The organism is Pseudomonas sp. FH1, assembly GCF_000510895.2.
GTDB lineage: Bacteria > Pseudomonadota > Gammaproteobacteria > Pseudomonadales > Pseudomonadaceae > Aquipseudomonas > Aquipseudomonas azotoformans_A.
In genome coordinates, this window is sequence record NZ_AOHM01000058.1 from 1 (window position 1) to 22064 (window position 22064).

The 22064-nt window shown below is 61.2% G+C and carries 19 protein-coding genes; 9 read left to right on the forward strand and 10 right to left on the reverse strand.

The window, feature by feature from the left end; translation table 11 throughout:
• Positions 1–101 precede the first annotated feature (101 nt).
• From cobA to H096_RS17935, 5 genes are all read right to left on the reverse strand, one after another.
• A complete protein-coding gene (gene cobA, locus H096_RS17915) occupies positions 102–845 on the reverse strand; it encodes a uroporphyrinogen-III C-methyltransferase (protein WP_033900520.1) in 744 nt (247 codons plus the stop codon).
• A 26-nt stretch (positions 846–871) separates the two neighbouring features.
• Positions 872–2542: a bifunctional protein-serine/threonine kinase/phosphatase gene (locus H096_RS17920; RefSeq protein WP_033900523.1), complete on the reverse strand. Its 1671-nt coding sequence runs from the start codon at positions 2540–2542 to the stop codon at positions 872–874.
• Positions 2542–3753: a nitrate/nitrite transporter gene (locus H096_RS17925; RefSeq protein ID WP_016979267.1), complete on the reverse strand. Its 1212-nt coding sequence runs from the start codon at positions 3751–3753 to the stop codon at positions 2542–2544. The genes H096_RS17920 and H096_RS17925 overlap by 1 nt, the downstream gene beginning before the upstream one ends.
• A gap of 157 nt (positions 3754–3910) precedes the next feature.
• Positions 3911–4486, reverse strand: coding sequence for an ANTAR domain-containing protein (locus tag H096_RS17930; RefSeq protein WP_010208501.1), 576 nt, complete (start codon positions 4484–4486; stop codon positions 3911–3913).
• 13 nt (positions 4487–4499) lie between these two features.
• A complete protein-coding gene (locus tag H096_RS17935) occupies positions 4500–5726 on the reverse strand; it encodes a CmpA/NrtA family ABC transporter substrate-binding protein (protein ID WP_033900526.1) in 1227 nt (408 codons plus the stop codon).
• Between the two features lie 273 nt (positions 5727–5999).
• Between H096_RS17935 and sctC the strand changes: the two genes are divergently transcribed.
• From sctC to H096_RS17960, 5 genes are all read left to right on the forward strand, one after another.
• A complete protein-coding gene (sctC, locus tag H096_RS17940; protein WP_033900529.1) occupies positions 6000–7427 on the forward strand; it encodes a type III secretion system outer membrane ring subunit SctC in 1428 nt (475 codons plus the stop codon).
• A gap of 15 nt (positions 7428–7442) precedes the next feature.
• Positions 7443–7667, forward strand: coding sequence for a FliM/FliN family flagellar motor switch protein (locus H096_RS17945; protein WP_033900531.1), 225 nt, complete (start codon positions 7443–7445; stop codon positions 7665–7667).
• 155 nt (positions 7668–7822) lie between these two features.
• Positions 7823–8218: a winged helix-turn-helix domain-containing protein gene (locus tag H096_RS17950; protein WP_033900533.1), complete on the forward strand. Its 396-nt coding sequence runs from the start codon at positions 7823–7825 to the stop codon at positions 8216–8218.
• Positions 8211–8672, forward strand: a complete 462-nt coding sequence (locus H096_RS17955; protein ID WP_033900534.1) for a transglycosylase SLT domain-containing protein — start codon at positions 8211–8213, stop codon at positions 8670–8672. The genes H096_RS17950 and H096_RS17955 overlap by 8 nt, the downstream gene beginning before the upstream one ends.
• An 85-nt stretch (positions 8673–8757) precedes the next feature.
• A complete protein-coding gene (locus tag H096_RS17960; protein ID WP_033900535.1) occupies positions 8758–9783 on the forward strand; it encodes a quinone-dependent dihydroorotate dehydrogenase in 1026 nt (341 codons plus the stop codon).
• A gap of 126 nt (positions 9784–9909) precedes the next feature.
• Here the strand turns inward: H096_RS17960 and H096_RS33370 are convergent, their stop codons facing one another.
• A complete protein-coding gene (locus tag H096_RS33370; protein ID WP_002553055.1) occupies positions 9910–10125 on the reverse strand; it encodes a ribosome modulation factor in 216 nt (71 codons plus the stop codon).
• A 532-nt stretch (positions 10126–10657) separates the two neighbouring features.
• On the opposite strand from H096_RS33370, the gene rlmKL reads away from it, so the two are divergent.
• The gene (gene rlmKL, locus H096_RS17965) at positions 10658–12922 is read left to right on the forward strand and encodes a bifunctional 23S rRNA (guanine(2069)-N(7))-methyltransferase RlmK/23S rRNA (guanine(2445)-N(2))-methyltransferase RlmL (protein ID WP_016979274.1); all 2265 of its coding nucleotides are present in this window, start codon (positions 10658–10660) and stop codon (positions 12920–12922) included.
• Positions 12923–13062: 140 nt separating this feature from the next.
• A complete protein-coding gene (locus H096_RS17970; RefSeq protein WP_033900536.1) occupies positions 13063–15462 on the forward strand; it encodes a GGDEF domain-containing protein in 2400 nt (799 codons plus the stop codon).
• Between the two features lie 124 nt (positions 15463–15586).
• Here H096_RS17970 and dacB read toward each other — a convergent pair whose 3' ends face one another.
• Positions 15587–17047, reverse strand: a complete 1461-nt coding sequence (gene dacB / locus H096_RS17975) for a D-alanyl-D-alanine carboxypeptidase/D-alanyl-D-alanine-endopeptidase (protein ID WP_033900538.1) — start codon at positions 17045–17047, stop codon at positions 15587–15589.
• 239 nt (positions 17048–17286) lie between these two features.
• Here dacB and H096_RS17980 point away from each other — a divergent pair, with 239 nt between their 5' ends.
• A complete protein-coding gene (locus tag H096_RS17980; protein WP_033900540.1) occupies positions 17287–17631 on the forward strand; it encodes a YggL family protein in 345 nt (114 codons plus the stop codon).
• Positions 17632–17668: 37 nt separating this feature from the next.
• On the opposite strand, the gene H096_RS17985 is transcribed toward H096_RS17980, so the two are convergent.
• Entirely contained in the window at positions 17669–18859 is a 1191-nt protein-coding gene (locus H096_RS17985; protein WP_033900541.1) for a benzoate/H(+) symporter BenE family transporter, read from the reverse strand.
• Between the two features lie 226 nt (positions 18860–19085).
• Between H096_RS17985 and H096_RS17990 the strand changes: the two genes are divergently transcribed.
• On the forward strand, positions 19086–19850 hold the full coding sequence (locus H096_RS17990) for a GntR family transcriptional regulator (protein ID WP_015885332.1): 765 nt from the start codon (positions 19086–19088) through the stop codon (positions 19848–19850).
• Between the two features lie 57 nt (positions 19851–19907).
• Here H096_RS17990 and guaD read toward each other — a convergent pair whose 3' ends face one another.
• Together guaD and xdhC are read right to left on the reverse strand one after the other, a co-directional pair.
• Positions 19908–21212, reverse strand: coding sequence for a guanine deaminase (gene guaD / locus H096_RS17995; protein ID WP_033900542.1), 1305 nt, complete (start codon positions 21210–21212; stop codon positions 19908–19910).
• Between the two features lie 12 nt (positions 21213–21224).
• Positions 21225–22064: a xanthine dehydrogenase accessory protein XdhC gene (gene xdhC / locus H096_RS18000; RefSeq protein ID WP_033900543.1), complete on the reverse strand. Its 840-nt coding sequence runs from the start codon at positions 22062–22064 to the stop codon at positions 21225–21227.

The window sequence follows — 22064 nt, forward strand, 5'->3', positions numbered from 1 at the left end:
CTCCTGAAGATAGGTCAGAAGGCGTAAACCTTATTCAGGACGGGACAAGTGGTAGAAAAAAGCCCGGCTTAGGCCGGGCTTTTTTTCGCCTGCAATTTGCCTCAGGCGCTGGCGACTTGGGCGAGTCTAGCGACCTGGCCTGGGGCTGCAACACGGCCGATCACCAGGATAGCCGGGCTCTTCAAGGCGAATGCCTGCGCATCTTCGTACAGACGCCACAGCTCGCTGCGACATTCCCTCTGCTGGGGCAGCGATGCATTCTCGATCATCGCCACCGGCATATCCGCCGCCATCCCGCCGTCCAGCAGTTGCTGGCGGATTTCCTCCAGCTTCGCTACGCCCATGTACACCACCAGAGTGGTCCCGCCTTCTGCCAGCGCACGCCAATTCAGGCTGCTGTCGTCCTGGGTATGCGCCGTAACCAGCGTCACGCCGCGACTCACCCCGCGCAAGGTCAACGGCACCGCGCAATTCGTCGCGCCTGCCAGCCCTGCGGTAATGCCGTTGACCAACTCCACCTCGACACCCCGTTCACGCAGCCACATCGCCTCCTCACCACCGCGCCCGAAAATGCACGGGTCTCCGCCTTTGAGGCGCACCACACACTTGCCTTGGCGCGCATAACGCAGCATCAGGCGGTGGATGAAATCCTGCGGGGTCGACCGGCAGCCACCGCGTTTACCCACGGTAATCACCCGCGCTTCAACGCAATGTTCCAGCACTGCCGGGTTGACCAAGTCATCGATCAGCACCACATCGGCCTCACGCAGGGCGCGTACGGCCTTGAGGGTCAACAGCTCCGGGTCACCCGGACCCGCGCCTACCAGCCAGACTTTTGCATTCATAAGGTGTTCCTCGTCCAGGGATGACGTCAGCGGTGAAAGAGTGAGTACAGCAGCACCAGATTGATCAGCAGCGAGAGCAGCGCCAGGGTGCGCCAGACCTTCAAGGGTTCACGCTCCAGTAATGGCTTGGGGCGGATGCTAAGTTCCTGGCGGTCAGCCTGTTCCAGCACGCGCAACCACTCTTCGGCGGTCTCATAGCGATGGGCGGGTTGGGCCGCCACGGCCCGCTCCAGGCTGAGGGGCAGCCAATCCGGAAGATCGGGGCGGTAGCGGCTGGCGCTGACAGGGTGAGTGAACCGGGGCCGTTGGAAAGCCTCGATTTCGCCGTAGGGGTAATGTCCGGTCAGCAGGTAATACAAGGTTACGCCAACGCTGTATAAATCCTGTTGGGCCGTAGGACGGTCGCCATTGAAGGCTTCAGGTGCAATAAAGCTGGGTGTGCCCGGCAACGCATGGTCGCTGTCTTCCGACAGGCCAGGGCAATACGCCAGGCCGAAATCCAACACCCGCAATTCGCCGTCGTCTCCCAGCAGCAGGTTTTCCGGCTTGATATCACGATGCAGGATCTGCCGTCGATGCAGCATGCCCACAGCGCGCAGCAAACGCTCGGCAATCGACTGCCATTGCGCCAAGGGCAAGGGGCCTTGATGCTGGAACAGTTCGGCCAAGGTCTGGCCGGAATACTCACGCATCACGTAGTACAAATGCTGGCGACCGTTGCCGGCATGCACTTCAGGAAACGCCCGTCCCGCAACCCGCCGCAGGAACCATTCCTCCGACAGCAAGGCCTGGCCGGCATCATGATCATCGTCGCGGCTCAGCGGCAGGGTTTTCAGCAGCCAGGGTTGCTGCTGGGCATCGCGCACCCGGTAAAGCAGTGACTGCCGGCTTTGCGCCAACACGCTTTCCACCTGCCAGCCTTCAAAATGCTGCCCGGCTTTCAACGGCGGTGGCAGTGGCCATTGCCGCAACTGCACCAGCGCGTCGCCGAGGGTGGCGGCGCCGAGGGTGTCGATCCGGATGAGCAACGCGCTGGCATTGTCCTGGCTGCCGGCCAGGTGCGCGGCAGTCACCAGGGTGTTGACGGCCAATTGCATGTCCGTCTGTTCGCGCAGAATTGCCTGGATACTCTGATCGCCCAGGGTGGCCCACACACCATCACTGAGCAGCAGGAAACATTCGCCTTCACGCAACTGACCGTCGAGAAAATCCACCACCAGGTGTTGATCCAGGCCAAGGGCGCGCTTGAGCACATGCTGCATGCCCGGTTGCTCCCACACGTGATCCTCGGTAATGCGCTGCAATTGGCCGGCGAGCCAACGATACGCCCGGCAATCGCCGACATGCGCCAGGGTAAAACGCTGGCCGCGAAACACCAGCGCGCTCAGGGTGGTCAGCAGCGGCTGACCACCGCCATTGGCTTGCAGCCAGCGATTCTGTGCCAGCAGCAAACGCTCCAGGGCCTGGGCCACGCCCCAGGTTTGCGGTGTGGCGTAGTAATCCAAGGCCAGTGCCTGCAAGGTCGAGCGCGCGGCCAGGCCGCCGTCGGCGCATTGGCTCACGCCGTCGGCGATGGCGCACAGGTAGCCCTTGCTCGCCGCCAGTTCGGCCACGGGCGTGACCACCCGCAGCGCGTCCTGGTTTTCCGCCCGTGGGCCAATGGCACTGGCCTGGGCGACGCTCAGTTGCAGGCTCATCAGACCCGCGCAGCCGTCACGGCCGCCGAGCCCCAGGTGGTTCTCCAGCGACGCTTCACGCCGTGCAGGCCGAACCAGGCCAGCACGCCCAGGCTGGCGAACAACCATAGCGCCATCTGATAGCTGCCGGTGCTTTGCTTGATCGCGCCCATGCCGGCTGCCAGGGCAAAGCCGCCGATACCGCCGGCCATGCCGATCAGGCCGGTCATCACGCCGATTTCACGGCGGAAACGCTGCGGCACCAGTTGGAACACCGCGCCATTGCCTGCGCCAAGGCCCAGCATGGTGCAGACGAAAAGCGCCAGCGCTGCGTAGGAACTCGGCAGATTGAATCCCACCGCCGCGATGCAGATCGCCGCCACGCTGTACATGCCCAGCAGGGTACGAATCCCGCCGAAACGGTCCGCCAATGCGCCGCCCAGTGGGCGCATCAGGCTGCCGCCGAACACGCAGGCGGCGGTGTAGTAGCCAGCGGTTACCGGGCTCAGGCCGTATTGGTCATTGAAATAGCCGGGCAGGGCGCTCGCCAGGCCGATAAAGCCGCCAAAGGTCACGCTGTAGAAAAACATGAACCACCAACTGTCCCGGTCACCCAGCGCCTTGAAGTAGTCGGCCATGGACTTGGCCTTCGGGCGTTCCGGGGCGTTGCGCGCCAGCCAGGCAAAGACAATCAGGGTCAGCACCAGGGGGATCAGCGCGAAACCGAACACGTTGCTCCAGCCAAACGCGGCCGCCAAAACCGGTGCCAGCAACGCGGCGAACACCGTGCCGGAGTTGCCTGCACCTGCGATGCCCATGGCTTTGCCCTGGTGTTCCGCCGGATACCATTGGGAGGCCAGGGGCAGCGCAACGGCAAACGAGGCACCGGCCATGCCGAGGAACACGCCCAGCAACAGCGCTTGTTCGTAGCTATGGATTCCGAGTTTCCAGGCGCCGAACAGGGCGCAGATCACGATCACCTGACCAATCAGCCCGGCCGTCTTGGGCGACAGCTTGTCTGCCAGCATGCCCATCAAAAAGCGCAGAATCGCACCGGCGAGGATCGGCGTCGCGACCATCAGGCCACGCTGCTGAGTGGTCAGGTGCAGGTCGGCGGCAATCTGTATCGCCAAGGGGCCGAGCAGGTACCAGACCATGAAGCTCAGGTCGAAATACAGGAACGCGGCAAACAGGGTCGGGGTGTGCCCGGATTTCCAGAAGCTTGATTTCATCACGCACCTCAACGGTTGGGAGTCTTGCAAGAAGGCCAAAACGAAAAAACGCCGCCACCGGGTTCGCGAGGGCAAACCGGGTGTGCGACGTCTTTGTCGGGGAGGGGCAACCGCCGTTGGCTACCTGTGATGAATGCTTAGCAAGAGCTGCGCCAAATCATCCAAGCAGCTCACTCATGGCGATAATCTGCTCCGCCACCTGGATCAGCTTCTGCTGGCGGCTCATGGCCTGGCGGCGCATCAGTGTGTAGGCCTCTTCCTCGTTGCAGTCCTTCATTTTCATCAGCATGCCCTTGGCCAGCTCGATGCGCTTGCGCTCGGCCAACTGCTGGTCGCGGGCTTGAAGCTGCGCGCGCAAGGCCTGGTCGCTTTCGAAGCGGGCCATGGCTACATCAAGGATCGGCTGCAGGCGTTGGGCCTGGATACCTTCGACGATGTAGGCGCTGACGCCGGACTTGATCGCCTGGCGCATCACGTTCGGGTCGTGTTCGTCGGTGAACATCACGATGGGCCGGGGTTGGTCGCGACTGACCAGCACCACTTGCTCCATCACATCGCGGCCCGGTGACTCGGTATCGATCAGGATGACGTCCGGGCGCACCGTTTCGACGCGTGCGGGCAGGTCAATGGTCAGGCCGGACTCATCGATGACGTCAAAGCCGGCTTCGATCAGTGCCGTCCTCAGTCGGCCGACTTTACGCGGCGTGTCGTTGATCAGCAGGATTCGCAGCATGGAGGTCCTCCTGTCAGCGCAAGGCTTGGCGGTGGGTCGGATCGGCCAGCGCATGCAACCGGAAGCTGCGGGCATAGCCGGCGGGGTCGGAACCGTCCCAGATTTTGCCGTCGATCAGCTGGCTGCTGCGCATGTCCTGGTCATTTGTGGCGATACCCAGCCCATCGGCGGCCTGGCGATACAGCGCCAGTTGTTGCACCTGGCGCGCGACGCCGAGGTAGTCGGGGTCTTCGCGCAACAGGCCCCAGCGCCGGAACTGGGTCATGAACCACATGCCGTCGGAGAGGTAGGGCAGGTTCACTTTACCGTCGGCAAAAAAGCGCAGCGCGTGGGGATCCTGCCACTGATTGCCCAGGCCGTCGTCATAGGCGCCCAACAGGCGCGGTTCGATGCAATCCAGCGGAGCGTCAAGGTATTCGCGGCCACTGAGCAGTTGCGCGGTGGAGCGGCGGTTTTCAGTGCTTTCTTCGATAAACCGGCTGGCCTCCAGGATCGCCCTCACCAGCACGCGTGCTGTGTTTGGATACTGGTCGACGAACGCCTGGTTGCAGCCAAGTACCTTTTCCGGATGATCCGGCCAGATCGCCTGGGTGGTTGCCAGGGTAAATCCTTGGTTTTGCTTGACCGCACTGGCGCACCAGGGCTCACCCACGCAAAACCCGTCGATGCGCCCGGCTTGCAGGTGCGCCACCATTTGCGGCGGCGGGACCACCACGCTGTCCACATCCTGCAAGGGGTGAATGCCCTGGCTCGCCAGCCAGTAATACAGCCACATGGCATGGGTGCCTGTGGGAAACGTCTGAGCGAAGGTCAGTTTTGTTCGGCTTTGGTGCACGTGGCGGTCCAGTGCCTCAGGAGTGATCACCCCCTGTTGTTGCAAGCCGTGGGACAGGTTGATGCTCTGGCCGTTCTGGTTGAGCCCCATCAGCACGGCCATGTCAGTGGGTGCGACGCCGCCGATACCCAGGTGCACGGCGTAGATCAGCCCGTACAGGCTGTGGGCGGCGTCGAGTTCGCCGCTGACCAGTTTGTCGCGCAGGTTGGCCCAGGACGATTGGCGCTTGAGGTTCAAGGTCAGGCCATAGGGTTGCGCGAAGCCCTGGGTCGCCGCCACCACCATCGAGGCGCAGTCGCTCAAGGCCATGAAGCCCAGGTCGAGGCTGCTCTTTTCCGGGGCATCACTGCCGTTGACCCAGGCCAGCGGGTCGTTCATCGGGCTGTTGCCAACCGAATCGTTCATCAACACCTACCTTTTCTTTCAAAAAAAAGCGTCGTTCCCTCAGATGGCGATGTAAGCCAACGCGGGTAACGACGCCTTTGTCCGTAAGCTCGCTCCGCCGTTGGCGCGTGCTCTGATACAGAGTTCATAGCAAGGCACATGCCACGGCAGGCTGGGCCTGGAGCGTCATCAACTTTCCATCAAGATTGAAAGCGGGCGGGCTCTCAGTATGGCGACTCTCCCACTGCCAGCCCCCCAGGAAAGCCCACGGTGTACGCCGAAGTCCCAGCAACGATGCCTCGCCTCTGGCTGTACCGCCGACTGTTGTTTGTCGTGCTGCTACTGATTAGTGCGCTGGCCTGGGGCGAGCTTTACCAAGCGCAGGACGAGAGCCTGCATACCGTGTTCACTGCGCTGTCGGTGCCACTTGGGTTGCCCATCGTTGTCAGTCGCGAAGTTGCACGCAAACGCCTCAGCGCAGCACTGGATTTTGATGCGCCTCAACAGGCCCTGGAGGCGGTTGCACTTGAGCAAGGGTTGATCTGGTACAGCGACGGGCAAGCGTTGTATGTCTATGACGCGGGTGAAGCTAAGAGCTCTGCGGTGACCTTGCGGCATATCTCCGTCGACAGGCTGCGTAACCTCATGCGGCGCTCCGGCCTCGATGCGTCGCGCTATCCGTTGCGTGAAAGCGGAGCACGCACGTTTTCTGTCTCCGGCCCGCCGAATTACATCGACCAGGTGCTGCGTCTGGCTCAGCTGATGGACCGGCAACGGGCGGAATTGCGGGTGGGCGCTCAGTCTTTTGCCGTCGTCCAGGTGCTCAACACTGATGTAGTGGATCGACAGTACGGCACGCGCGACAACCCGGTCACCGTGCCGGGGATGGCGTCGATGATCGAGACCTTGTTGGCCAGCGAGCAAAAGGGCTTGCTCTCGGACAAGAGCCTGGGCGTGATCGCTTACCCGGACAGCAACAGCCTGTTGATCAAGGGCAAGCCGGCCCAGGTGAGTTTCATCCAGAAACTGGTGGCGGAACTCGACGTGCCCAAGCGAGCGATCGAGGTTTCGCTGTGGCTGGTGGATGTTGAGCGCGATGAATTGAAGAAGTTGGGCCTGGATTCGGACGAACAACCGAAGGCGTCGACCACGCGCGTCTTGGCTCCCCTGGACGATAGCCAGCTTATGGCGAAGGTAGGTGCATTGGAGCGCCGTCGACGGGCGAAGGTGGTGACGTTGCCGGTGATCCTCACCCAGGAGAATGTGCCGGCGGTGTTTCAGGACAATCACACGTTTTATCTACCGCCCCGCGGAGATGATCGCGCTGACTGGAAACCGATGCGTTATGGCACCCAGGTCAGCGTGCTGCCGCGTTTTGGCGAGGGCAACCAGATTGAGATGCGCCTGGCGGTGGACGAAGGGCGCCAGGTGAGTGAGTCGGGGCAGCGCGAAAAAAATGCGGCGGTGGGGCGGATCGGCATCAACAGCGTGGTCCGAGTGCCTCAGGGCAGACGCCTGTGGCTGGGGGCGTTTCAACGGGAATCAGAAGGGCGCGCGGCAGGTCGTGCAGCCCAAGTGCGCCTGTTTGTGATCCAGGCCAGGGCGGTGGGTAGTGAATTGAAGGGGCAGGAAGAGGCGGGAGGGCCACCGCCCCTGACTGCGTCGCAATACGAGCGTGTCCAGCGTGCGTTTGTGCGACCGCAGCGCGATGTCTCACCGTAAACAAGGTGTTAACCCATGCATCTGGAAATTCTTCTGCAGGAACAACTGATCAGCCGCAGGCGGCTGGCGGCCTTTGCACCCGGAAAGGTGCTGCCGTTGGCCCCGGAGATCATCCACAGCGTGGAAGTCCGGGTGAACGGGCAACTGCTGGCCTTGGGCGAGCTGGTGCAGTTGGAGGACCGACTGGGGGTTGAGTTGCATGAGGTGTATCAAGCGTGGCTGCCTGTGGAAGAGGGGTAGCGAAACGTCTTACAGCACGTTTTCAAAAGCCGCTGGATGTATGGGTTTTTTCCTAGTGTGAGTCGTGAGCCAGGTTTTTATAGTCGTGACATGGGTGCATGGGTCAGTGATTGAAATGAGGGCTTCAATGTCAGCAGTCGGATGCCGAGGTAAGCATGGCCGTCATGGATGATGGAGAGACGGCGACTTCCCTGGTGTTCGCACGTTGGACCCTGCATCACCACGGCCGCCTGACCGGTGAGGGTTCGGATGTCCAATTACCGCCCAAGGAGTGCCAGGTGTTGCGGCTGTTGTTGGTGTCTGACGGTGCCTTGATGACCAAGGATCGCTTGCTGGAACTGGGCTGGCCGCAGGGAGAGGTTGCCGAGGAGTCGTTGACACGCTGCATCTACTCGCTGCGCAAGTACCTCGGTGCCGACAAGGGGTTTATCAAGACGATCTACGGCCGGGGGTATCGCTTTACCTGTCCAGTGCGCGCCGTGTCGGAGCGTGCGCAACAGGTGTGTGCCGCCTGCGGGCACGTCAGCCAGGGTTTGTTGAAGCGTGGCTAGGTTCTGGAGCAAGGGCTGGGTGCTGGGTGCGCTGATGGTCAGTCATCAAGCGTTGGCCTACTGCTGGGAGGAGGCCGCCAGTCACTACAATATCGAGCCGGAGTTGTTGCAGGCGATCGCCGTCGTAGAGTCGGGTAACCGCGCCCAAGCGATGAATCATGCCAACCGTAATGGCACCCGGGACATCGGCCTGATGCAGATCAACAGCAGTCATCTGCCACGCTTGCTCAAGCAGGGCATCACTGAGGATCGGTTGCTCAACGAGCCGTGTTTGTCGGTTGAGGTGGGGGCTTCGATCCTGGCCGAGTTCATCCAGCGCTTTGGGTACAACTGGACGGCAGTGGGTTCGTACAATGTGGGGGCAGGCGCCGGGCCCGAGCGTGAGGCATTGCGCATGCAGTATGCGCAGAAAATCTGGGCGTATTACGAGCAGTTGGTCGCGCATCGTTACTGACGATTGGGGTTCACGCCTCGCGCCTTACCTGTCACCCCGGCTATAATCGCCGTCACCTTTCGCCGCCTCCGAGTCTAGCCCGCCCATGTATACCCTGGCCCGCCAGCTGTTGTTCAAACTTTCCCCGGAAACTTCCCACGATCTGTCCCTGGACCTGATCGGTGCCGGTGGCCGCCTGGGGCTCAATGGCCTGGTATGCAAGGCTCCGGCAAAAATGCCGGTCTCGGTGATGGGGCTCGATTTCCCCAACCCGGTCGGCCTGGCGGCTGGCCTGGATAAAAACGGTGCGGCCATCGATGGCTTTGCGCAGTTGGGTTTCGGTTTTGTCGAAATCGGCACCGTCACCCCACGTCCACAGCCGGGCAACCCCAAGCCGCGCATCTTCCGCCTGCCGGAAGCCGAGGCGATCATCAACCGCATGGGCTTCAACAATCTGGGCGTTGATCATCTGCTGTCGCGGGTTCAGGCGGCGAAGTACAAGGGCATTCTCGGTATCAATATCGGCAAGAACTTCGATACGCCGGTCGAGCGTGCCGTTGACGATTACCTGATCTGCCTGGACAAGGTCTACGCCCACGCCAGCTATGTCACGGTCAACGTCAGTTCACCTAACACGCCGGGCCTGCGCAGCCTGCAGTTCGGTGACTCCCTCAAGCAATTGCTGGAAGCCCTGCGCCAGCGCCAGGAAGACCTGGCCGTGCGCCATGGCAAGCGCGTGCCGCTGGCGATCAAGATTGCCCCGGACATGAGTGACGAAGAAACCGTACTGGTCGCCCAGGCCCTGGTGGACGCGGGCATGGACGCGGTGATCGCGACCAACACCACTCTCAGCCGCGTCGGTGTCGAAGGCCTGGCCCATGGTGATGAGGCGGGCGGTCTGTCCGGTGCTCCAGTACGTGAGCAGAGCACTCATATCGTCAAGGTGCTGGCCGCCGAACTGGCTGGGCGTTTGCCGATCATCGCCGCAGGAGGCATCACCGAAGGCAAGCACGCAGCGGAGAAGATCGCCGCAGGTGCCAGCCTGGTGCAGTTGTACTCCGGCTTTATCTACAAGGGCCCGGCGCTGATCCGCCAGTCGGTGGACGCTATCGCAGCACTGCCAAAAGCCTGAACTGCGCCCATTAAAAAGGGCTCCATCAAGGAGCCCCCTGGGCCGAAGCCCGCCGCCCGGATGGGGCGTGCGTGGTTAAGTCGTTAAATCTTCATCGGTGGTGATGTCGGAATTAGTTGCCCTTGATTAGCCGACGGCGTGAAGTTCGTTGAGTCTGTGGATTCCCGCAGTGCCAGTCATACCGTCCCAGTTGTCGCCGCGTCCTTCTCGCCAGCCGTTGATCCAGGCTTGGCGTACCGACGGTAGAGTAAATGGGCAAAGCTCACGGGATTTGCCATGAACGCCATATTGATATCCGCGTAAAAATGCTCTTTCCAACGGATCACGCTTAAGTCTTCTCATAGGGTGTTTCCCTCACTTGTTGACTGTCTTGATATCCTTCGGCCCCGCTTGGGGCCGGGCAGAGTTTTTCTGCCGTTGGTGGGCTCGCTGCCGGCGTGGCGAGCCTATGTGTCGGCGTCGTTACGGCGCCAACCTGTGTTGAGTTCTAACCAATAGGTCACATGGATTCAATGATCGTTTTGTCATAAGCACGTAACGATAACGATGCTATAGCCATAAGCTGGGATGGCTTTTCGCCCCATTTGTGGGGCAAAGCCAGCTATGATGCACCCTGCATAGAGGATGGGTTTAATCCTTTAGTGAGAATGTCCGCCCGTTGCAGTCGGTTATTATTCGACGAAGGGTCGGAATATTTCTTTTTGTTACAGCTAATTGTTTATCTGCCCCGTCAATAAAGGCCCAAGGGCCTGTCGGACGGGGTGGGACGGCACATTCGTGCCACGCGAGCACTCTTCAAGAAAAGTGCTTGATTGAAAACCGAGCCGGCGATGCGTCGCCCGTTCATTTATTGCTGAAAAGCCTGGAATGCCCCATGTCGGACCGTTTTGAACTCTTCCTCACCTGCCCCAAGGGCCTCGAAGGCCTGCTGATCGAGGAAGCCGTCGGGCTTGGCCTTGAGGAAGCCCGCGAGCACACCTCGGCCGTGCGCGGCATGGCCGACATGGAAACCGCCTACCGCCTGTGCCTCTGGTCGCGCCTGGCAAACCGCGTATTGTTGGTGCTCAAGCGCTTCCCGATGAAGGACGCCGAAGACCTCTACCACGGCGTGCTGGATATCGAGTGGGCCGACCACATGGTGCCGGACGGTACCTTGGCTGTTGAATTCAGCGGTCACGGCTCGGGTATCGACAACACTCACTTCGGCGCGCTGAAGGTCAAGGATGCGATCGTCGACAAGCTGCGCACGCCGACCGGCGAACGCCCGTCCATCGACAAGATCAACCCGGACCTGCGCATCCACCTGCGTCTGGACCGTGGCGAAGCCATCCTGTCCCTCGACTTGTCCGGCCACAGCTTGCACCAGCGCGGTTACCGCCTGCAGCAAGGCGCGGCACCGTTGAAGGAAAACCTGGCCGCCGCGATCCTGATCCGTGCAGGCTGGCCACGTATTGCCGCTGAAGGCGGCGCGCTGAGCGACCCGATGTGCGGCGTGGGCACCTTCCTGGTGGAAGGCGCGATGATCGCCGCCGACATGGCGCCCAACCTGAATCGTGAACTGTGGGGATTCACCACTTGGCTGGGCCACGTCCCGGCGCTGTGGAAGAAGCTGCACGCAGAGGCTGCCGAACGCGCCGCCATCGGCATGAACAAGCCGCCCCTGTGGATCCGAGGCTACGAAGCCGACCCCCGCTTGATCCAACCCGCGCGCAACAACATCGAACGCGCAGGCCTGAGCCATTGGATCAAGGTGTACCAGGGCGAAGTCGGCACCTTCGAGCCGCGTCCGGACCAGAACCAGAAAGGCCTGGTCATCTGCAACCCGCCGTACGGCGAGCGTCTGGGTGACGAAGCCAGCCTGTTGTACCTCTACCAGAACCTCGGCGAGCGCCTGCGCCAGGCGTGCATGGGCTGGGAAGCGGCGGTGTTCACCGGCGCGCCGGACCTGGGCAAGCGCATGGGCATCCGCAGCCACAAACAGTATTCGTTCTGGAACGGCGCGTTGCCGTGCAAGCTGCTGCTGATCAAGGTCAATCCAGACCAGTTCGTCACCGGTGAGCGTCGCACCCCGGAACAGCGCCAGGCTGAGCGTGAGCAAGCCGCTTACGATCAAGCACCGGCTGAGCCGCAAGAGCGCCAGTACAACAAGAACGGCAACCCGATCAAACCTGCTCCGGCACCTGTGGTCGAGCAGGCGCGCCTGAGCGAAGGCGGGCAGATGTTCGCCAACCGCCTGCAGAAAAACCTCAAGCTGCTGGGCAAGTGGGCCAAGCGTGAAGGCGTGGATTGCTACCGTGTGTACGACGCCGACATGCCGGAATACTCCATGGCCATCGACCTGTACCACGATTGGGTCCACGTGCAGGAATACGCCGCACCGAAATCCATCGACCCGGAAAAAGCCTCCGCACGCATGTTCGATGCCTTGGCGGCGATTCCCCAGGCGCTGAACATCGACAAGAGCCGCGTGGTGGTCAAGCGTCGTGAGCGTCAGAGCGGCACCAAGCAGTACGAGCGCCAGAGCGCCCAGGGCAAGTTCACCGAAGTCAGCGAAGGCGGCGTGAAGTTGCTGGTCAACCTCACCGACTACCTGGACACCGGCCTGTTCCTCGACCACCGCCCGATGCGCATGCGCATCCAGAAAGAAGCGGCCGGCAAGCGCTTCCTCAACCTGTACTGCTACACCGCCACCGCCAGTGTGCACGCGGCCAAGGGCGGCGCGCGCAGCACCACCAGTGTCGACCTGTCCAAGACCTACCTGGACTGGGCGCGTCGCAACTTCTCCCTCAACGGTTTCTCCGACAAGAACCGTCTGGAGCAGGGTGACGTGATGGCGTGGCTGGAGGCCAGCCGCGATGAGTTCGACCTGATCTTCATCGACCCGCCGACCTTCTCCAACTCCAAGCGCATGGAAGGCATCTTCGACGTACAGCGCGACCACGTGCAGTTGCTCGACCTGGCCATGGCGCGCCTGGCACCGGGCGGCGTGCTGTACTTCTCGAACAACTTCCGCAAGTTCGCGCTGGAGGACAACCTCAGCGAACGCTATGCGGTCGAGGAGATCAGCGACAAGACCATCGACCCGGATTTTGCGCGCAATGCCAAGATCCACCGGGCGTGGAAAATCACCGCACGCTGATTGCTGCACCAAAAAGCCGCAAGCCTGGATTATTCCGGGCTTGCGGCTTTTTTACGCTGGTCAAACCCAGGGCCGATGGCTATAACTTAAGGCCTAGCCAAAGTGACACCCCCCGCACGCTGGCGTTGTGAGTGTTGCCTATGCCGTTGCAAGCCGTTCGCCCGAAAATCCTAGGCTTTATCAGTGAGCAGGCGTCGGCTTGGCTGGTGGCATTGGTGGTGTTACTGGCAGGGTTTGCCTTGACCGCGATTGTCGCCTGGGCGGCCGCCGACCTCTATCAGCAACAGGTGCGCCAGCGCTTTCAATTGCTGGTCAATGAGCGCTACACCCGCCTGCAGGAGCGTTTCGAAGACCAGGAGCAACGGCTGAACAGCCTGCGGCGCTTCTTCGTCAACTCCGATGATGTGTCCCGCGAAGAATTCGACGGTTTTGCCCAGCCCTTGTTGTTGCGCGCCCGTGCTTACTCCTGGGCGCCACGGGTGTATCGCGAACAGCGCAGCCAGTTCGAGCAAGAGGTATCCAGCCAACGCGGTGCCCCCTTTTTCATCCGCGAATTGAATTCGGCTGGCGAACTGGCCCCGGCGCTCGAGCGCGACGAATACGTGCCGGTGCTGTACAGCCAGACCCAAAGCTTGCTGGGCGCCCCCCTCGGTTTTGACCTTCTGGCCCAGCCCCTGCGCCGTTCAACCCTTGAACGTGCGCAGAAGACCGGCAAGCTGGCGGTGTCCCAGCCCATGCAATTGGTGGGGGTGGAGCCGGCCTATGCCACCGGGGTTTTACTGGTCGCGCCGGTCAGCCATTTGCCCACCTCTGATCAATCCCAGAACGAGCCCTACGGCTATGTAATGGCCGTAATCAGCATGCGCCAGCTGGTAGCCGACGGCTTGCCCAAGCCGGACCGAGACAACTTGGTGATGCAGATCATCGACACGTCCGATCTGCAGAAACGCGTGCTCTTCGAGTCCAGCAATGAGGTAGGCAGCAGCGACTTGGTCGGCGCGCGCCGCCTCACGCTGGGTGACCATGTGTACGCCCTGAAACTGCGCCCCAGCCAGGTGTTCGACCAGGCCAACCATTCCTCGCTGAACACCATCCTGACCATGGGCGGCCTGCTCAGCCTGCTGCTCAGTGCCTTGCTTTATGTGCTGGTCAGCCAACGCCAGCGCGCCGTGAAGCTGGTGGAACAACGCACTGCCCAGTTGCGCCTGCGTGAACAGGAATTGCGTGGCGCCCATGGCCAATTGCGCAGTGTGCTGAATGCCGCGACCCAGGTGGCGATCATTGCCACCGACCTGCGCGGCGTCATCAATACCTTCAACGCCGGTGCCGAGCAGATGCTGGGTTTCAAGGCCGATCACGTGGTGGGCACGCACACACTGGAAAGCCTGCACCTGGCGCCTGAGCTGGAGGCGCGCGCGGCCAGCCTGAGTGTGGCGTTGGGCAAGCGTATTCCCGCCAGCCAGGCGATGCTGGTAGAGAGCCCGGACACGCTGCACGAAGCCCGCGAATGGACCTTGATCCGCGAAAACGGCACCCAGTTGACTGTGAACATGCTGGCCACGGTGTTGCTGGACGACCATGGTTTGTGGATCGGCCACCTGGCGATCTACCTGGACATTACCGAACAGAAACGTGCCTACGAGGCCTTGGCGGCCCGCGACCGCCTGCTCAAGAAACTCAGCGCCCATGTGCCCGGCGGGATCTTCCAGTTCACCCTGGAACCCCAGGACAACTGGAAATTCATCTACGCCAGCGACGGCATGCGCGACATCTATGAAATCGAACCGAATGTGTTGCAGCAGGATGCGAAGCAGGTCTTCGAGCGCATCCACCCGCTGGATGCGGAACGCGTGCGTGCTTCGATCCGCTTGTCAGCATTGCAGTTGAGCCATTGGCGCGAGGAATACCGCGTGCTGTTGCCGCAACGCGGCCTGCGTTGGATTCGGGGCGAGGCGACCCCGGAAGAGTTACCCGCAGGCGGTACGTTGTGGCATGGCTACGTGTCGGATATTTCCGATCTGAAGCGGGTGGAAGAAGAGCTGCGTGCGCTGTCCATCACCGACTCTTTGACCGGCATCCATAACCGTCGCTATTTCCAGGATCGCCTCAAGGCCGAGATGGTGAGGCTCAACCGGACTTCGGGCAACTTGTCGGTGATCATGCTGGATATCGATCACTTCAAACGCATCAACGACCAGCACGGACACGCCGTCGGCGATGGGGTGTTGCAGGAGTTGTGCAAACGCATCAGCCAGCGCCTGCGCCGCACCGATGTGTTCTGTCGCCTGGGTGGCGAGGAGTTCATGGTGCTGTGCCCGCACACCGATGGCGAACAGGCCTACAGCCTGGCGATGGAATTGTGGACGTCGCTGCGCAGTGCGCCGATGGAACCGGTGGGCATCGTCACCGCCAGCTTTGGCGTGGCCAGCTGGCGGGTGGATGAAGGCATTGACGGGTTGCTGCTACGCGCCGACTCGGCCGTGTATGTGGCCAAGCAGGCGGGCAGGGACCGGGTGGAGGCTGAAAGACTGCGCGCCTGAGACCGCCGCAGGCCAATGTGGGAGCGGGCTTGCTCGCGAATGCGGTAGACCAGCCACTCCATTTGGCGACTGATACTCCGCATTCGCGAGCAAGCCCGCTCCCACATGGGGACTGCGTTACCTTTTAAAGGACCGGAGCGGCCGCCACTGCCTTCGGCTGGCGGTACAGGTCGAGCAACACCTGATCCAGCACCGACGAAGCACCCCATGGTTTTGGATCGTTGAGGATCGCCACCACGGCCCAGGTATTGCCGTTATTGTCGCGGCTGAACCCGGCGATGGCACGCACGGTGTTCAAAGTACCGGTCTTGACGTGGGCTTCGCCGCGCATGGCAGTAGTCTTCAGGCGCTTGCGCATGGTGCCGTCGGTGCCGGCGATCGGCATCGAGCTGATGTATTCGGCAGCGTAAGGGCTCTTCCACGCGGCTTGCAGCATGGCCGCCATTTCGCGGGCGCTGACGCGTTCGGCGCGGGACAGGCCGGAACCGTTTTCCATCACCAGGTGCGGCGCGGTGATGCCTTTCTTCGCCAGCCACTGGCGCACCACACGTTGGGCTGCCTTGGCATCGTCGCCGTCCGCGTCGTTGCGGAACTGCGCGCCCAGGCTCAGGAACAGCTGCTGGGCCATGGTGTTGTTACTGTATTTGTTGATGTCGCGAATGATTTCCGCCAGGTCCGGCGAGAAGGCCCGGGCCAGTACCTTGGCATCCTTGGGCACTGGCGCCTGGATATCACGGCCCTGGATGGTGCCACCCAGTTCCTGCCAGATCGCGCGCACGGCGCCGGCGGTGTAGGTGGCGTGGTCGAGCAATGACAGATAAGTCTGCGAGCTGCAGCCATCGGCCAATTGGCCGCTGACGGTGACCGTCACACTGCCATCGGCGGCGATGACCGGGTTGTAGCGCACATCACCGGTGCACTGCTTGGCGTTGGAGACCTTGACCTGGTTGTCGATGCGAATGCTGGCAATCGGCGGTTCGACCGACACCAGTACGCGGCCGGAGTCATTGCGCGTTACAAAACGCAGGGCCTTGAGGTTGACCAGCAGCGCGTCCGGCTTGACCAGGAACGGTTTGTTCTCGTCATTGCCATCGTCATTGAACTCCGGCAACAGCGGCTGGTTGAAGAAGCCACGGTCCAGCACCAGGTCGCCGGTGACTTGCTGTACGCCGTTGGCACGCAGGTCGCGCATCAGCAGCCAGAGTTTTTCCATGTTCAGCTTGGGGTCGCCGCCGCCCTTGAGGTAGAGGTTGCCGTGCAACACGCCACCGCTGAGGGTGCCGTCGGTGTAGAACTCGGTTTTCCACTGGTGGTTCGGGCCGAGCATCTCCAGGGCCGCGTAGGTGGTGACCAGCTTCATGGTCGACGCCGGGTTCACGGAGACGTCAGCGTTGAACACGGTCGGCGTGCCGGGACCGTTCAGGGGGATCATTACCAAGGACAACGCAGTGTTTTGCAGCTTGGCTTTGGCCAGCGCCTGTTGAACATTCGGCGGCAGGGTGTTGTTGACGGGGGCAGCGGAGACGGAAAAGGCCAGTGGCAGAATAAGACCGGCAAAAAACACAGAACGCAAAGATTTGATCATAAGAAGTAAAACCCTACTGCTGAGGAGGGTGAAAAAGGCGAGGGGTAAATAAGAAAAATCCCTCAATGGTCATGAAAGTGTCGACATTATGCCCCAAGGTGGAGCCACTTGTAGCTGAACCATAGCTGGTATTCTGCGTTTTTTTTTGCAGGCAAATTGCCGCCTGTCCTAGAGAGTCGGGCAATCGCCGCCTTAAACTGCTAAAGTGCCGCCCGTTATTACTTATGAGGATTGTTCCAATGGCGACTAACCGTTCCCAGCGTCTGCGCAAAAAACTGTGCGTTGATGAATTTCAAGAGCTGGGTTTCGAACTGAACCTGGACTTCAAAGAAGACCTGAGTGAAGAAGCTACCGACGCTTTCCTCGAAGCATTCATCAAAGAAGCCATGGAAGCCAATGGTCTGGGCTATGTTGGCGGCGATGACTTCGGTCTGGTTTGCCTGCAGAAGCGTGGCTCGGTCAACGAAGAACAGCGCGTAGCTGTTGAAAGCTGGCTCAAAGGCCGCAGCGAACTGAAAAGCGCTGAAGTCAGCCCACTGCTGGACGTGTGGTATCCGGAAAAGCCGATCAACGCGGCTAAGTGATACTAAAAAAAACGGCGACCTCAGGGTCGCCGTTTTTTTATGCCTTGCGCCAGTTCAGAATCAGCAACGTCAATACCCCCGCCACAATCCCCCAGAACGCCGACCCGATGGAAAACAGCGTCAAGCCGGACGCCGTGACCATAAAGGTGATCAGCGCCGCTTCCCGTTCCTTCGGCTCATTCATGGCGATGCTCAAGCCATTGATGATCGAGCCAAACAGCGCCAACGCCGCAATCGACAGCACCAGCTCCTTGGGCAAGGCTGCGAACAACGCCGCCAAGGTCGCGCCAAACACCCCGGCAATCCCGTAGAACACTCCGCACCACACGGCAGCGGTGTAGCGTTTGTTACGGTCTTCATGAGCATGGGGACCGGTGCAGATGGCCGCGCTGATCGCCGCCAGGTTGATACCGTGGGAGCCGAACGGCGACAACACCAGGGAGGCCAGGCCGGTCGCGGTGATCAGGGGCGAGGCGGGCACGTTGTAACCGTCGGCCCGAAGCACCGCGACGCCGGGCATGTTCTGCGACGTCATCGCCACCACGAACAGCGGGATGCCGATGCTGATGGTTGCGGCCAGCGAGAAGTGCGGCGTGGTCCACACCGGCGTCGCCACTTCCAGGTCAAAACCACTGAAGTCCAGCAGCCCCATCAACCCCGACAATACGGTGCCGATTACCAGCGCAGCCAGTACCGCATAGCGTGGCGACAGGCGCTTGATCACCAGGTAAGTGAAGAACATTCCCAGTACCAGCCCGGTGCGATGCTGCGCGGCGACGAAGATCTCGCTGCCGATCTTGAACAGAATCCCCGCCAGCAAGGCCGCCGCCAGTGACGCCGGGATGCGCTTGACCAGTTTTTCAAAGCTGCCGGTCAGCCCGCAGATCGTCACCAGCACCGCACAGGTGATGTAGGCACCGATGGCCTCGCCATAACTCACACCGCCCAGGCTGGTGATCAGCAGCGCCGCGCCCGGCGTCGACCAGGCAATGGTGATCGGCGTGCGATAGCGCAGGGACAAGCCGATGCTGCACACCGCCATGCCGATGGAAATCGCCCAGATCCATGAAGAAATCTGCGCCGTGGTCAAACCGGCGGCTTGCCCGGCCTGGAACATCAGGACCAGGGAGCTGGTGTAGCCGGTCATCATGGCGATGAAGCCGGCTACAATGGCCGAGGGAGAAGTGTCGGCCAGCGGGCGCAAAGGCGCTTGGGTGGCGTCGTTCATGGAGAGGTGTTCCTTTTACCTGGATTTTTGCCGTTGTCGGCACGGATTCAAGCCTAAACTCAAACGTAACGACTCATTGCAATACAGCCGACGGCGCAAACAGCCGTACAGTGTGTTGGCGCATCCGGTTGTGTACAATGTGCCCTGTTTTTAGGTGATACTTGCCAGCGACCCGCTGTTGACGTATTACCGTTAATTCGCCGCCGTTCTCCAAACCCGAGTGCCCATGAACGAACAGTTGCAACCTCTCAAGAAACAACCGCGAGCCGGCAAGGCCGGTCGCAGCGGAACCCAGGACGATATCGTCTACGCGCATATCTTCGAGGCGATCCTCGAACAACGCCTGGCACCCGGCACCAAATTGAGTGAAGAGGCACTGGGCGAAATCTTTGGCGTGAGCCGCACCATCATTCGCCGCGCCCTGTCGCGCCTGGCCCATGAAGGCGTGGTCCTGCTGCGGCCCAATCGCGGTGCGGTGGTGGCCAGCCCGAGCGTCGAGGAAGCCCGCCAGGTGTTCCTTGCGCGGCGTCTGGTGGAGCGGGCGATCACTGAACTGGCCGTCCAGCACGCCACGGCCGAACAACTGGCTGAGCTGCGCCAGATGGTCAACGACGAGCGCGACAGCTTTTCCCGTGGCGATCGTGGCGCCGGTATCCGCCTCTCCGGCGAATTCCACCTCAAGCTGGCCGAAGCGGCGAAGAACGCGCCGCTGATCAGCTTCCAGCGCAGCCTGGTGTCCCAGACCTCATTGATCATCGCCCAGTACGAAAGCGGCAACCGCTCGCACTGTTCCTACGACGAGCACACCCAATTGATCGATGCGATCGAAGCGCGGGACGCGGCGTTGGCGGTGAACCTGATGATGCATCACATGGATCACATCGACAGCAAGCTCAACCTCGATGAAGAGAGCGCATCGGATGATCTGCATGCGGTGTTCTCGCATTTGTTGCAGACCAAGAAGCCGGGTCGTTCTTCGATCAAGTTGTAACAGTCAAAAAAATCCCCGGTTCATGTGTAATGAACCGGGGATTTTTTGTTTCCGGGATTAGCGCTGGTGCACCAGCTGCCCGGCTGCATACGTCTGCAACACCGTCCGGTCATCCCCCAGCGTCATCAGCACAAATAACGTCTCGGCAATGTTCTTCGCCTGCTTCAAGCGGTAGCTCAGCAGCGGCGTGGCGTTGTAATCCAACACCAAAAAGTCCGCATCGGTGCCCGGTTGCAACGTGCCGATCTTGTCTTCCAAGCGCAATGCACGCGCACCGCCCAGCGTTGCCAGGTACAGCGATTTGAACGGGCTCAACCGCGCACCCTGCAATTGCATGACCTTGTAGGCTTCGTTCAAGGTTTGCAGCAGCGAGAAGCTGGTGCCGCCGCCCACGTCCGTGCCCAAGCCCACATTCAGTTTGTGCTTCTCAGCCATCGGCAGGTTGAACAAACCGCTGCCGAGGAAGAGGTTCGAGGTCGGGCAAAACGCGACCGCCGAACCGGTCTGCGCCAAACGTGCACACTCGTCATCACACAGGTGCACGCCATGGGCAAACACCGAGCGCTCGCCCAGTAGTTTGTAGTGGTCGTACACATCCAGATAGCCGTTGCGCTCTGGGAACAGTTCCTTCACCCACTCGACTTCCTGCTTGTTCTCACTGATGTGAGTCTGCATGTACAGGTCCGGGTATTCCCCCAACAGTTGCCCCGCCAGCGCCAGTTGCTCGGGCGTGCTGGTCGGCGCAAAACGTGGGGTGACCGCGTAGTGCAGGCGGCCCCTGCCGTGCCAGCGTTCGATCAGCGCCTTGCTTTCCTGGTAGCCGGATTCAGCGGTGTCGGTCAGGTAGTCCGGCGCATTGCGGTCCATCATCACCTTGCCGGCGATCATGCGCAGGTCGAGCTTCTCGGCAGCCTCGAAGAACGCATTCACCGACTGCGGATGCACACTGCCAAACACCAGCGCGGTGGTGGTGCCGTTGCGCAGCAGTTCCTTGATGAAAATATCCGCGACTTCTTCGGCGTGGGCCTTGTCGGCGAACTGGCTTTCGCACGGGAAGGTGTAGGTGTTGAGCCAGTCCAGCAACTGTTCGCCATAGGCGCCGACCATGCCGGTTTGCGGCAGGTGGATGTGGGTGTCGATCAGGCCGGGCGTGATCAGCGCGTCCTGGTAATGGGTGATTTCGATGTCGGCAGGCAGGGTTGGCAGCAAATCGCTGGCATGACCAAGGGCACTGATCTGACCGTTTTCGATCACCAGCAGGCCGTCTTCGAAATATTCGTAGGAGGCTTCGATCCCCACTTCAGCAGGGTCGGCGATGCTGTGCAAAAGGGCGGCACGGTAGGCTTTGCGAGTCAAAGGCATGGTGATCTCAATTCAAAGGGCTTGGCTGCGACGTGAAGCCGGCAGCAGTTTGGCAATAGGTTCGGCGCTGGCGGTGTGCTGGCCGAAATTGGCGTTATAGGTGGCGATGATTTCGCCGGCGATGGAAATGGCGATTTCCACCGGCAACTTGCCCTTCACCTCGGTGAGGCCCATGGGGCAGCGCATGCGTTGCAACTGCGCGGCATCGAAACCGCGATCACGCAGGCGGTGTTCGAACTTGACCCGTTTGGTCTTCGAGCCGATCAGGCCGAAGTAGGCAAAGTCATTGCGCTTGAGCAGGGCAGCGGTGAGTTCCAGGTCCAGCGCGTGATTATGGGTCATGACGATGCAGTAACTGCCCACTGGCAGGTCGGCGATTTCGTCGACCGGCTCTTCGCTGACGATTTTACGCACTCCCTGTGGGATATGTTCCGGAAACTCCTGATCCCGCGAATCGATCCAGCGCACCCGGCACGGCAGGCTAGCCAGCAACGGCACCAGCGCACGGCCGACGTGGCCGGCGCCAAATACCGCGATCTGCGCCTGCACCTGGCCCATGGGCTCGAACAGCAGCACGGTCACGCCACCGCAGCACTGGCCCAGGCTGGCGCCCAGGCTGAAGCGCTCCAGATGGGTGTTCTGCTGACCGCGTACGAGCATCTCGCGGGCGATCTGCATCGCCTTGTATTCCAGGTGCCCGCCGCCGATGGTGTCGAAAGTCTGGGCGGCGCTGATCACCATCTTCGAACCGGCATTGCGCGGCGTGGAGCCGAGCTCTTCGATGATGGTTACCAGGACGCAGGGTTCACCCCGGTTTTGCAGGTCGGCGAGGGCGCTGATCCAGTTGTTCAT